Origin of the sequence: Methanobacterium petrolearium (assembly GCF_017873625.1) — an archaeon.
Classification (GTDB): domain Archaea; phylum Methanobacteriota; class Methanobacteria; order Methanobacteriales; family Methanobacteriaceae; genus Methanobacterium; species Methanobacterium petrolearium.
The window spans coordinates 184768-198011 of sequence record NZ_JAGGKL010000003.1 but is presented as its reverse complement, the minus strand read 5'-3'; the positions used below and the strand labels follow the sequence as shown (position 1 = coordinate 198011).

Genomic DNA, 13244 nt, shown 5'->3' with positions numbered 1-13244 from the left:
TAACTGGTGTGATAACCCATGAGAGGTAAAGTAGTTTTCATTGGAGCAGGACCTGGAGACCCGGAACTATTAACTATAAAGGCATTTCGAGTGATTGAAGGCGCAGATGTGATTATCTACGCAGGGTCGCTGGTGAACCCTGAGGTTCTTGGTTATGCCAAATCAGATGCTTTGATCTATAACAGTGCCCAGATGAATCTGGATGAGATCCTGGCTGTGATGGAGAAATCTGTGCAGGAAGGGAAACTGGTTGCCAGGGTACATACTGGTGATCCTGCCATTTATGGGGCTATAGCCGAGCAAATGCAGCGTTTGCGGGAGAAAAACATCCCATACAAAGTTATCCCTGGTGTGAGTTCTTTGTTTGCAACTGCAGCCGCTCTTGAATCCGAGTTGACTTTGCCAGAGGTCTCTCAGACAGTTATCATAACTCGTCCATCTGGCAGAACTCCTAAACCTGATCGTGAAGCGATTTATCGTCTGGCAGAGCACCAGGCCACTATGTGCATATTCCTGGGAGTGCATATGATTGGTAAGGTGGTAACTGAACTTTTAACCTTCTACGATCCAGACACACCTGTGGCAGTGGTGCAGAAGGCCAGCTGGGCAGATGAAAAAATAGTTAGGGGAACCTTGAATGATATCGTAGATAAGGTTGCAGAAGCAGGTATCAAAAAGACCGCCATTATTGTTGTGGGAGATGTGCTTGGTACATCTCATGTGACCCCATCTAAACTATATGATTCCCACTTCTCACATGAATACAGGAAGGGTGATGGAGAATAGTGTGATTAGTTCTTACATGTAAAATAATGGGAGTTATCTTTTAATAGATTAAAGGTTTTTGAGATTTTAAAATAGAAACTAATTTATTTTGAGATTTTAAAAATAGAGATTAATTTATTTTGAGATTTTAAAATATAAAATAAAATTTTTCCTATCTTGTTCTTTCAATCATCCTAGAGATACTATGGAGAATGAGTCCTGTGAAGGCCATGAAAGAACCGAAAATGGTTAACAAAGCTGCCAAAGCTGTGGGTATGAGGGTAATGGAAGAGCCACTTAAGTATTCTGTGAAGAATCTTATGCTAAGCACGATCCCGATTAACACCATGATTAGTCCGGGTATACCAAAATAATATAATGGCCGGTTATATTCCATATCCCTGATAATCCTCACCAGAACACTAATACCATGTTTTAGTGGATTGGCTTTATGATGACTCTCCTCACCATAAACTGCATTTATTTCAACTTCTTTAATCCTTAAACCTGCTTTAGCTGCATCTATAAGCATTTCACTTTCTATGGTATAATCACTGCTATGAAAACCAAATACTGGTATGGTATGACCTGCAAATGCCCGGAAACCACTCTGACTATCGGTTATTTTCAGATCTCCACTGATGTTGGTGGCAGCATCCAGTACACTTTGTCCCACCCTCCGGTAGGCAGGAGTTTCATCATCGTCACGGTTCAAGTAACGGCTTCCATTCACCACATCAGCCTCATCATTGAGTATGGGTTCTACCAGTTTGGGTATCTGGCTGGTTTCATGCTGGCCATCAGAATCCAGAGTGACAATGATCTCTGCATCCTGGGCTGCTTGGAATCCAGTTTTTAAGGCTGCTCCCTTTCCTTGGTTGGTGGGATGAACTATTAATTCAGCTCCCGCTAACTTGGCGATTTCACCAGTTTGATCGTTGCTGCCGTCATCTACAACAATAACCCTTGATGTATGCTGAAAAGTTCCGAGAACTACACTTCCAATGGTTTTCTCCTCGTTGTAGGCGGGTATGATGGCGGTTATCATTAATGTTTCTCCTTCAAGTAGCAATGTTTTATTACATGTTAAAATATTTAAATATGATTTAGGCAATGAAATTAATAGTTACAGTTATATGTTAATAGCACTAAAATCTTTTTATTAACTTTCCTATGTCTTGTTAAGGTTATTACTAGATTTAAGTTATTCCGGAATACGATGTTACATTGAAAATGCAATGACCAACTAGTGATGAGGAGTAAACAACGTGAAGGATGTTGAGAAGGCAGATGGCAAACGTTTTGAAATTGGATTAACTCGAGAACATATTTTAACCCTGATTTTCTACCTTCTGGCCCTGATTGTTGCAGAACTTTTAACCACCTATGTTAACAAGATATGGGGACTGTCTGCCCATACCATCATCTTGTTTATTCTCTTAGTTAACGCAGCCATGGTGGAGTCAAAGGATTTCTCTAACCTGCTTCGCAGTATGATGCCCATCCCAATTATACGCATTGTAGGACTTTCCATTCCTATGATGCAAATAAAACCATTATACTGGTTCCCCATAGTTGCCATTCCCCTTTTCGCAGCGTCTATAGCCCTTATGCGTAGTCAGAACCTATCACTGAAGGATGTGGGACTGGTTTTTGGGGATTATAAGATCCAGCTTCTCATTACATTAACCGGGTTTTTCACCGGGATCATTGAATTTTTCATCCTAAGACCGGACCCTTTAATCGCCCAGTTTACTCCAGCCCTGCTTATTGGAGGTTTTATAATACTCTTACTATCCACAGGACTGGCTGAAGAATTGTTATTCCGTGGAATCCTACAAAACAATACCATGAAACTGATAGGTCCGGCATGGGGACTTCTATACACTTCTTTAGTGTTTACCACCATGCACATTGGTTGGATATACTTTGCTGACCTGGTATTTGTATTCTGTGTGGCAATGTTCTATGGGTACTGCTTAATTAAAACCAAATCCATTATGGGAATCACCCTGGCCCACGGATTATCAAACAGTATGCTGTTTTTAGTGATGCCATTTATTAATCTGGCCTATTTCGGCCTTCATTAAAGTAGTATCAATATAAATTATAAAGTATTTGATTAATGGTATTCAATAATTTATTTTTTCATTCTAAAAATGAATTTTAACCTTTATTTATGAAAATTGAATTGATTTAATGTAAAATTTATTTTTTATCATGGTTGAATATCTGAGAATTTAAATCATATTGGATTTAAAAAAAAAGTAAGTTATTAAAGATAATATGTTTTATGAACTCTTTTTGATTGGGATGTCTGGTTGTTCGGGTAATATATGAAATCACTTGTTCCTAAAATACGGAAACCCTCATGTTTTAATGTGTAAGTACCTTCCCAATCAGTCATAACTCCGTCAATGGTGAAATTGCCTCCAAAAGTCTTCCCATCATTCTGGAAGTTGGTTTTACCAGTCCATGCAGCGCAGGATAGGTTCATATTTCCCTTGAAAGTTGTGTTGAACATAGCCCCCTTAATATCTTTGGTGAGGAGGGCATAGATGGTTCCGGGGGTTACTTTAATCTCATCAATTCTTCCAGTACCTCTGAGTCCATCTTCGGTGTAATCCAGAGGACTTTCAGATTTTTCAGCACCACTGAGTTTTAAGAAGAGGTTAAAGTCTCGTCCTTTTCCATTGATCTTATAGTATCCCCCCATTGATGCAGAATTGGGATCTTCAGGATTTGTGGGTGGTATCCATACTTTAGATGAGTAGTTGTAGGTGATCTGATCAAAGGCCATTGCACTAAAAAAGCCGGTGGTGACTTCCAGTACGGCTAAACCTGCAATTGCAACTAAAACTATCACTAGGATCAGGATTTTCTTATTCATGTTAATCAGATTATTTCAAGGATAGATAAATCTTTTTAGAGGTTCAAAAATAGTTCAAAATAAAATAAAAAAAGAGGGTTTTGTATTGTTTTTATACAATACTTGAAATTGCCTGACACAGTTCAGGAACTTGAGTAATGGTGATGGTAACGCTTCCATCAGCATTTACAACAATTAATTCTTCCTCATAGAGGGGTTCCTCATCGGATGTGTCAATTGAGTGTATGTTAGCTAGTTCTTCTGGTGTTGTTGCTATATATGCGATGCTTTCAGTGACATTAGCGGGTAGTGTGTTGATGGTTAATGGGTTGAAAGTTACTGGGGTAAACTGGTCAGTAGCATTGGGGTATCGGTTATTGGACCAACCCTGGAAGCTTATGTTAAGGGTTCCTTCATCACCAACACCATTAGTCTCGTTGAAAAGACCTTTCCAGGATTGCACACGTATGGTGGTTCCTGCAGGTAAAGGTTCGTTACCGTATCCCAGTATTTCTGATAAATCAATAGTCAGGTTTCCATTGGGCTCTATAAAGGTATCTGCCCAGATAGTCATGTTAGTTCCATTTTTATGAGTGGCATTGGCCACCAGTTCTGCATGGGCCCAGGTGGTACCATTGTTATAGATGGCAACTTTAGTGCTTTTTTCGTTTATAGCATTAACATTAGTGTTAGAATCGTTTGTACCATTGTCAGAGCATCCTGATACAGCCACAACCACTATGACTACTGCCAGGACAGCCAATAATCCTAAATCTTTTCTCATTTAAACCACCCCTAGATCACAGTAACAACTTTATAGGCAACTACTGCGCCAAAAACAAACAGTAATGGTAATATAGCTACATTAGAGCTGTTGATAAAGGTGTTAATTTTACTATTTTTGCTGGCTTCAGAACTTAAGATTTCCTTCAATGCCAGAAAAGCTATGAGAGCAACCACAGCAATTAAACTGTAGCCTAAAATATCCGCCGAAGTTACTGCTGTAGTGGCAGCAGCTGTAGCCGAAGTTGCGGATGTGGCTGCAGTGGTAGTGGTTGTAGTTGTGGTCGTGGTTACAGTTGATATCATGGATATACCTTCTTTTTTTCATAATATATAATATTTTCCTTTTTTTAGCAATATTTGTTCTGTCTAACAATTATTCTGTCTATCTTTCAACATGAGAACAAATACTAACATTAATATAAAATTTATTTTTTTACTAATAAATAAACTTTTCTGAAATAATGATCTTGAGTAAATAATGGCGTTTTTAGTTAAATCATCTAAATTATATCTTTGTTCATTAAGATTGTGGTTAATTTAAACTATTCGTTGAATTATGCTAAATCATCCGGTTATATTCAGCCACAAGTGCAAGGATCTATACACAGTGTCCTGATCAGGTAATTTATAGAGTGAGAACTCCATTTTCTTTTCGCCTGCTGTTCCAGTAGTGAAATTAAAGGGTATTTCCACCTTCTGACTGTTATTCAGGGTTATTGTTTCATTTTTTAGCGTCCTGTTATTAACTGTAACCACTACTTGATAATCCTTGGTGGCGTATTCATGGTTCACCACCCCAATAATCACACTACCATTCTGTCCAGCGGTGAGGTTAGTGGGGTAATCACTGGCTGTACCATTGGGTCCCAGGATGTAGAATTCAGTGAATTTTTCACCCTCTTTGGGTTTAACAATAATGTATGCTGTGGTGGAAATAGCCAGAACTATGCTGAGGATGAGAATAACTGAAAGTATTTTCTCAGTTTTTGATTCACTCTTGAAGGATCCTTTGGCTTTGCGGATAAATCCTGCAATTGGTACAAAGAAACGCTCCTGTTCATGTAATCTGCTCCTTCGCAGATAGGCGATTATGCACATGGCAATGGTGAATATAGTGAGGCTGATGAGTATGGGATCCAGTCGGATGCCCCAGGGTGTGTAGTTAAGTCCTAAACCAATTAGAGGGGTTACTGCAATGCTTAAACCAAAACTTAGTGCTGTTCTTTCAATACCATCCAGGTCTCCCCATTTAGGGAAGAGGGCAGCAATAAGTGAATAACCAGGGATGAACAGTACCAGTAAAATTCCAAGGATAGTCCTGATGAAGGTCTTGTTAAGTGGGGGTATGAGTACAAAAGCAGCAGTAAACAGGGTTAAAGCCACTATTAGGATAATATCTGTGTAATAGTTACGGGGTTTATAAGTAGGGGGTTCTTTATGCACTTTTTTATCATCAACAATTTCCACAGTTTTTTTTGCAGGGGCTGATTTTTCTGCTGATTTTTCATCAGTTTTTTCATCAGATTTTAAAGGAGGCCTTTCAGCAGCATCATGAACTTCTTCTTTTCCTGGTTCTTCTGTTTGGATTTCTTCAGATGGAATGGGTTCAGCTGAAATTTCTTCTTCATATTCTTCAATTGCATCCCTCTTGCGTAATTTACGTATAAATGCCCCGGCTAGTATGATGATGGTTGCAACAAACAATATTTGTGTCAAGTATTTAGGTACATCTGGAAGGAAACCACTGCTCCATGCCAGGAATGAGATGGTAAAAAGAATGATGGCAGTAATTACACTGGCTGGAATGATTTTATTTGAAGTGACCCTGGATTTATCAGGGAAGATGATGGTTAACCCTTCATAACCAAGTGTGAATAGGAGAATAATGAAGAAAATAGTGGTACTGATGGTGTTATTGAGGGGATTGAAATAGAGGAAGAATAAAGATATGCCACATGAAAAGATGATAATGAGTTGGTCCCAATTTTTAAAACCAGGCTTTTTTTGGACGTTTTCTTCCATCCAAAATGGTCTGTCTATTTCTTCTTCATATTCTGTTGGGGATAGCTCTGTTTTAATGGGTTCCTCCACCCGGAAAGGCACACTTTCATGTCTTTCATCCTCATGGGGGTCTTCGTCAAGGTAACCCCTTTCCTGCATCCGTTTATATTGGAGGGGTTTTTCTCCCTTTAAATCTTCATATTCTTCTTCAGATTCTTCAATTTCTTCTTCATCTTCAGACGATTCTTCATCATAAGGGGTTTCGTCATATCTTTCTATTGGCTCGTCAGAGACTTCTTCATCTTCATAATCTTCATCTTCATAATCTTCATCTTCATAATCTTCATCTTCATAATCTTCGTCGTAGTATTCAGACTCTCCAGGATATTCTTCTTCAGAATATTCCTCATCATACTCGTCTTCATGTTCTTCTACAACTCTATGCCTCATATCTGCTGCTCTTTGAATAGATTCTTCCAAAGTGAGTTGGACTCCCTCTGCAGGAGGTTCATCCTCAAATGGTTCTGTTCGGCGGGCCATAGCTATTAAAGATAGGAGCACACTCATACATAGGAATATGTTGGTGAGGTTTCCACTGAGGTATCCAATGTTAAAAGAGTTGAAGATCAATGGTAAAAATAAAACGAAAAACAGTCCCAGGACAAAACCCACTCCTGCACGCATTGACCAGCCAATTTTCTCATCAGTGGGCCAGATGGCAGTCATGAGGGCATAACCTGGTAACAATAAGATTGAAACGTACTGTATGAAAGTTAAAAGATCACTAGTTATTAATCTAAGCCAGCTCATGGTAAGTACTGTTAGACTGATAATAATAACCAGTAAAAGGTCTTTCTGATATGAAAGTTTCATAGACTGTATTGGGATGAGGATGTATAAATACTTAATAATGATTTAATAGATTATCTTCAGGGATGAATAAGGTTTAAGACCAGATAATGGAAAATACTTATGAAAAAACAACTAAATATCCATATATAGTAATCTTACGGAGTAAATTTGATGTATTATTATAAAGCATTTGGACTTGAAATTCTATCAGAAATAGAACTTCCCGGCATGATGGCGGGTTTAGGTAATCCTGATGTAAAGATCATTCTAGGAACAGTAAACCTTCCATTAACTGGAGAAGTGGAAGGCCCCAACTACAGGGTAACTGATGGAGAGGTTTACCTCTGGTGGGAGGATATTGGAAAAGTTAAGATCAGTAAAGGTGAACTGGTATGTGTGGAACCAATTGCTGATCTGGATGGTTCAGATGAAGTTAACATAATACCTTTTCTCCTGGGCCCTGTGATGGCACTCTTACTGCATCAGCGTGGATTCCTGGTCTTGCATGGTAGTTCAGTCAATGTCAATGGTGTTGCAGTTGCCTTTTTAGGTTACCGGGGTAATGGCAAATCCACCACAGCTATTAATCTGTATAAGGATGGTTACCCACTGGTGACTGATGATATACTGGCCATAAAATTCAATAAAGAAGGTAAGCCAGTGGTCTATCCGGGTTACCCTCATGTACGTTTAAATGAAGATTCTTATAACCTGGTTAAGGATAACACGGATATTTTAACCCCCATAAGGACCATCGTAGGGAAGATATTCTGTGATGCATCCCATGGTTTTTCCCCGGAGCCATTGATATGTGAGAGAATATATGTTATTGAAAAGGGTGATACAATGGGGATATCTACTTTAAAGTCACAGGAGAATTTGATGGATCTTATCAGGCATTCAGTGGCCAACAGGATTTTCCAGCACACCACTCAAAAGGAGAATTTAATCCATTGTGCCCAGCTGGTGAACAATGTAACTGTGAAACAGCTGGAAATAACCCATTCCTTTGGGAAAATACAGGAACTGGTGAAGATGATTGAAGATGATTTGGAACGTGGGGATTAGGGATTTTTAGCAACCGATAAATTATTAATAATTTTCCTTCAAAAAAACCCTTTTTTTTAATAACAATATGGCTTTCTTACAACATTTTTTGTTCCACAATGTGAACATTTTTCAGGAAAAATCCATGGTAAATCCTGATTAAAAAGTTTAAATTTTTTGTATATTTCCTAATTTGCCTTTATTTTATTTTCTAAATTTTTTTAAAAGGATAGTAAATGATTTAGCTTTTTATGGTGCGAAAATTCATTTTTTTGTGCGGATTCTCACACAGTTTTGTGACTATTGTCACTAAATTGTCATTAAATTATAACCACTTGTGAAGACAGGGTAAGTAATAGAGAATATGTGTAATTTATAGAAGGTGGAAAGAATGAAAATGAGTAAAAACGTGCAGTTGAAACTTGCCTTTTGCATGTTCGCTTTCCTACTTGTGTTTGCCTTCAGCGGAGCAGTTTCTGCCAGGGCAGTGGTGGATGATGTAAACACAACTCCATTAGTGGTAGAAACTGGTGAGACATTTAATAGTACCACAGCAATACAGGATGCCATTGATGATGAGGACACTTTAAGTGGTCACCATATTCAGCTTCAACCCGTGAACTACCTTGAACAGATTTATGTAACTAAAGATTTAACTATTTCTGGTGTGACCAGTTACCCCACAGACACCAATATTGGCTATGACACCATCGACGGAGTTATCATTGTTCCTTCTGGTGTGAGTGTGGTTCTGGAGAACATGGCTATCTGGACCCGGGATGAAAATGCATTCACCATTAACAACAATGGTCAGTTAACCCTGATTAACTGTATGTTAAATGGGGTTTACTATGAATATGATGTTTCTGGAACTGTGGAAACCTTTGATAGTTCACCTGAAGCCATGGCCAGTGGAAGTCCAGAAGAAGAATTTTTAACAGAATCAACATCCACTCTAGAAGGAGATACAGTGACGGAAACTGGTAGTGCAGGAACAACTGAAACCACAACTGAAACCACTGAAACATCAGGCACTGAAACTAACACTCCAACCGGAAACACAGACACAACAGAGGACCCAAGTGTACCATTAGCCTCTCTTGCCTCAGGAATGCTGATGTTAATGGGTGGAACAGTGATATCTAAAAGGGAATAAAATTGGTTTTTTACCTCCCATCATTTTTTTATTTTTAATATTTTATGTTTTTTTTAAACGTTTTTTCTATTTACAATAGCTTTACCTCTTTTAGACTACTTTTTTAAAACTTTTTTGAGAATCATCTGATGAAAAAGGAATTATTTGATAAAAAATCAGCATCTATAAAACCTCCCATAAACTATATTTAGGATGGGGAGGATACTTGGTGGTTAGAATGTGATGGAATTACCCATGGAACTATTTAATATTTGCTTAGATATTTTCGGGGGTTTATATAATATTTTTATGGAGTTAAATGTGGGAGATATAAAATGGAATTATTAGGTTCTACCAGGGTAACTGTGAATAAAGATTATGTTTACTGTAAAGTGGATGATGAAATGGTTCTCTTGGGAATGGAAGATGGGATTTATTATGGTTTGAACCCTGTGGGTGCTTTTATCTGGGAAGAGATAAAGGAACCTAAAACCATTAACCAAGTAAGAGATGCTATTTTAGCAGAATATGATGTGGAAAAAGAGGAATGTGAACAGGATTTGTTTGAATTGTTGCATGAACTTGCTGAGAAAGGGTTGATCGATGTTGAAGATGATGGTTAATTTTTAAATGAATTAAATAATAATTTTAAGGTTTAAAATGTGTTGGAGATAAAATAATTCTTTCTTTAATTAATTAAAGATTTTGTTGGGCTTTTATGAGTGGAATAACAGGTATTTTCAGACGGGATGGGCGGGATGTTGACCCCGAAGACATCAAGAAGATGAATGAAAAGATAGCTCATAGGGGACCGGATGGATCCCGAACCTGGTGTGAGGGACCAGTGGCTTTCGGCCACCAGATGCTCCACACAACACCAGAATCCCTCCATGAAGAACTTCCCTTTGAAGATAAGGAATCCGGATTGGTTATAACCGCAGATGCAAGGATCGATAACCGGAAAGAACTTGCACCTACGTTAGGAATAGAAGACAAGGAGCATGTTTCAGATAGTTACTTTATTCTAAAAGCCTATGAGAAGTGGGGTGATAAGTGCCCAGAAGAGCTTTTAGGGGATTTTGCTTTTGTGATATGGGATAAAAATAGTGAGAAATTATTTGGTGCCCTAGATCATGTTGGTGTGAAACCGTTGTATTATTTTTTATCTAAAACTTATTTTTTCTTTTCTACAGAAATAAAACCATTCTTTGACCTATCTGAAATTCCACACAAATTGAATCAAAAAGCATTATTGTTTTACTTGATGGATGTTTATGATAATGAATTAACATTTTATGAAGATATTTATAGTTTTAGTCCAGCTAATTCTTTTTCCATTGACTACAATCATAATGAAATAATCAAATATTGGGAACTAAATCCGAACGCTCAGTTAGTAATGGATTCAGAAGAAGATTACATTAAAACTTTTCGTAGTATTTTTTCAACATCAATAAACTGTCGTTTAAGAAGCGCATATCCTATTGGATTCCAATTGAGTGGTGGATTAGACTCATCTTCAATTGTATGCATGGCAAAAGAAATTATGAACAAGAAAAAAAATACAAGTTTTGATTCCATCAACACATTTTCATATGTTTTTGATGAGTTTACTCAATGTGATGAACGTTATTATATTAAAAAGGTTACCGATATGGATGGAATTGAACCACACTTTATAGTTGGTGATAATATTAGTCCATTTGAACAAATGAGAACAATTTTATGGTACCAAGAACAGCCATTCATTACACCATTCATGACAATTTTATGGAAGTTGTATAAAAAAATGCAACGAAAAGATATTCGTATTGTATTAAGTGGTTCTGGTGGAGATGCAGTAATTTCATATGGAACTAATTATCTTCGGGATCTTGCTGCATCATTTAAGTGGAAAAAACTTATTAATGAGATTAATGGTTATTCCAATCGGGTTGATTTGGGGTTTAATAAACTATTCTTATGGAATGTTATCTTTCCATTGATTCCAAAAAATCTCAAAAATATGCTATTTCTATCTGAAAAAAAATCAAAAACATTTATTCTTAATAAAGACATGGCAAGGCAGTTAAATGCTAAAAAACTTTGGGAAGATTTTTATTTAGACCCTATTTCTGAAGCAGATACTGCTAAAAAATATCATTATTACCTCCTTACCACGGAGAATCTTTCTCCTTTAAGGATGTTAGATAAAACTATCTCAGCTTTTTCTATTGAGCCCCGATATCCTTTTTTAGATAAAAGACTCATTGAATTTTGTTATGCCATACCCACTGAAATGAAATTTAAATTTGGTTGGAGTAGGTACATATTACGAATTGCAATGAGTGGTATATTACCTAAAGAAATTCAATGGCGTGCGGATAAAGCAATTTTAAGTCCAGTTTTAGAAAAAAATCTAATGTTATTCGAAAAAAGTTTTTTAGAGGAAAAAATCTTAAATAACAAAGAACTCAAAGAGTACATAGATCTTGACAGCCTTAACAGTATTTATCAAGAATATAGTAAGGGAATTGCAAGTTATGAGTCGATACGTCGTATATGGGGAGTTTCGTTATTCTTTTGGTGGTTTAATGGAAACGATATAATAAAATAATGATTTTGTTTAAAATTTTAAAATTGTAGATACTAATAAATAGTCTGTGTTAAGGTTTGTATTTATTTTTAGAGTTAACATCTTTTTCAACAATTTTTATTAGATTTTCTAGTTTATTCAATGACTTGAGTATTTTTAAACGTTTTACAGGAACTTTTTTAACTAGATTTGCACATTGAAAAAGGTTTTTTTCCCTTTCAGTATCACTAAATAAATTATTAGCGTACGAATTCTTTATTAATTCTATTAAGGCGTCTTCAGCTTTTAGGCTTATAATGTCGTTTTTATTGCTATTTTCAAGTATATAAATATTTTTAAGTGGTAAAGAATTTAGCGAAAAATTGTCTATTATGTTGTATGAGTATTTTTTTGTTTCAGGATGTATTTTTTGAAATGAATCAGGTTTATCCTTCATGTATATTATTGTATTCTCATCCAATTTAGCTTTTGGAAAACTTGGGAAAACAGATGGTTTATTTATTTCATCAAATTTAACAGTCAAAATATCATCAGTGACAAATGAATAACCTATCTTGTTCATTGTAGTTGCGATAGTTGATTTGCCATCCCCACAACATCCAATAAAAGCAACAGCACCCCCATCAATATTCACGGCACTAGCATGTAGTACTAACATTCCCCTTTGCATGAGCAATGTTCCCATACCCTGACCTAAGATAAGGTACCTATTAAACATAGTTTTTGTACTTATTTCTGGATTGATGATAATTTTTTTTCCTGATTTAACTCTAAAAATAGGTTGGTTATCCCATAGATATACTATATCCTTTGATGAAAAAATTATTTTACTAAAACCTGTTTTGTTTTCATCTGGTAGTAAATTATTGAAAAAATCAGATCTACCCAAGTAGATATTAACATCTGAATTTGGATTTCCAGATATTAATTCAGGGAAATATAATGAAGATTTAACATTTAATCCATGTATATGATAATAAAATTTCGCCATTTTCATCAGAATAAAAATTTAAATGAGGAGAAAGCTATAATTTTCAATCTACATCTCCAAGATCCCGTAAAACAGTTTATAAATATATTTATGGTGGGATTGATGGGGCGAAATTATCTCCTTCTCCTTGGCCAGGTCCGGTCCCTTTAGTAAGTGTTTCTATGGTTCCATGTAATTTGAGTTTGGGTTTTTGATAAGTTGATTTTTTTCCCATTGTATCACA

General features: G+C 36.4%; 13 protein-coding genes. 6 read left to right on the top strand and 7 right to left on the bottom strand.

Going from position 1 to position 13244, the window contains the following annotated elements:
- Positions 1 to 18 precede the first annotated feature (18 nt).
- Entirely contained in the window at positions 19 to 786 is a 768-nt protein-coding gene (gene cobM, locus J2743_RS04090; RefSeq protein WP_209625294.1) for a precorrin-4 C(11)-methyltransferase, read from the top strand.
- A 151-nt stretch (positions 787 to 937) separates the two neighbouring features.
- Here cobM and J2743_RS04085 read toward each other — a convergent pair whose 3' ends face one another.
- Positions 938 to 1813 (bottom strand): glycosyltransferase family 2 protein, encoded by an 876-nt coding sequence (locus tag J2743_RS04085; RefSeq protein WP_209625293.1) that lies wholly within the window; start codon positions 1811 to 1813, stop codon positions 938 to 940.
- 220 nt (positions 1814 to 2033) lie between these two features.
- On the opposite strand from J2743_RS04085, the gene J2743_RS12225 reads away from it, so the two are divergent.
- Positions 2034 to 2855, top strand: coding sequence for a CPBP family intramembrane glutamic endopeptidase (locus J2743_RS12225; RefSeq protein WP_209625292.1), 822 nt, complete (start codon positions 2034 to 2036; stop codon positions 2853 to 2855).
- Positions 2856 to 3040: 185 nt separating this feature from the next.
- Here the strand turns inward: J2743_RS12225 and J2743_RS04075 are convergent, their stop codons facing one another.
- The 4 genes from J2743_RS04075 to J2743_RS04060 all read right to left on the bottom strand — a co-directional run bounded on the left by J2743_RS04075 (position 3041) and on the right by J2743_RS04060 (position 7294).
- Positions 3041 to 3655 (bottom strand): hypothetical protein, encoded by a 615-nt coding sequence (locus J2743_RS04075; protein ID WP_209625291.1) that lies wholly within the window; start codon positions 3653 to 3655, stop codon positions 3041 to 3043.
- Positions 3656 to 3746: 91 nt separating this feature from the next.
- Positions 3747 to 4418, bottom strand: a complete 672-nt coding sequence (locus tag J2743_RS04070; protein WP_209625290.1) for a hypothetical protein — start codon at positions 4416 to 4418, stop codon at positions 3747 to 3749.
- A gap of 11 nt (positions 4419 to 4429) precedes the next feature.
- Entirely contained in the window at positions 4430 to 4723 is a 294-nt protein-coding gene (locus tag J2743_RS04065; RefSeq protein ID WP_209625289.1) for a hypothetical protein, read from the bottom strand.
- A 261-nt stretch (positions 4724 to 4984) separates the two neighbouring features.
- Positions 4985 to 7294, bottom strand: a complete 2310-nt coding sequence (locus tag J2743_RS04060) for a DUF1616 domain-containing protein (protein WP_209625288.1) — start codon at positions 7292 to 7294, stop codon at positions 4985 to 4987.
- 150 nt (positions 7295 to 7444) lie between these two features.
- On the opposite strand from J2743_RS04060, the gene J2743_RS04055 reads away from it, so the two are divergent.
- From J2743_RS04055 to asnB, 4 genes are all read left to right on the top strand, one after another.
- Entirely contained in the window at positions 7445 to 8341 is an 897-nt protein-coding gene (locus J2743_RS04055; RefSeq protein ID WP_209625287.1) for a phosphoenolpyruvate carboxykinase (ATP), read from the top strand.
- 370 nt (positions 8342 to 8711) lie between these two features.
- Positions 8712 to 9476: a right-handed parallel beta-helix repeat-containing protein gene (locus J2743_RS04050; RefSeq protein WP_209625286.1), complete on the top strand. Its 765-nt coding sequence runs from the start codon at positions 8712 to 8714 to the stop codon at positions 9474 to 9476.
- A gap of 314 nt (positions 9477 to 9790) precedes the next feature.
- Positions 9791 to 10078, top strand: a complete 288-nt coding sequence (locus J2743_RS04045) for a PqqD family peptide modification chaperone (protein WP_209625285.1) — start codon at positions 9791 to 9793, stop codon at positions 10076 to 10078.
- A gap of 95 nt (positions 10079 to 10173) precedes the next feature.
- A complete protein-coding gene (asnB, locus tag J2743_RS04040) occupies positions 10174 to 12051 on the top strand; it encodes an asparagine synthase (glutamine-hydrolyzing) (protein WP_209625284.1) in 1878 nt (625 codons plus the stop codon).
- 49 nt (positions 12052 to 12100) lie between these two features.
- Here asnB and J2743_RS04035 read toward each other — a convergent pair whose 3' ends face one another.
- Entirely contained in the window at positions 12101 to 13027 is a 927-nt protein-coding gene (locus J2743_RS04035; RefSeq protein WP_209625283.1) for a phosphoenolpyruvate carboxykinase (ATP), read from the bottom strand.
- A gap of 82 nt (positions 13028 to 13109) precedes the next feature.
- A complete protein-coding gene (locus J2743_RS12140; RefSeq protein WP_280904296.1) occupies positions 13110 to 13235 on the bottom strand; it encodes a hypothetical protein in 126 nt (41 codons plus the stop codon).
- Positions 13236 to 13244 lie beyond the last annotated feature (9 nt).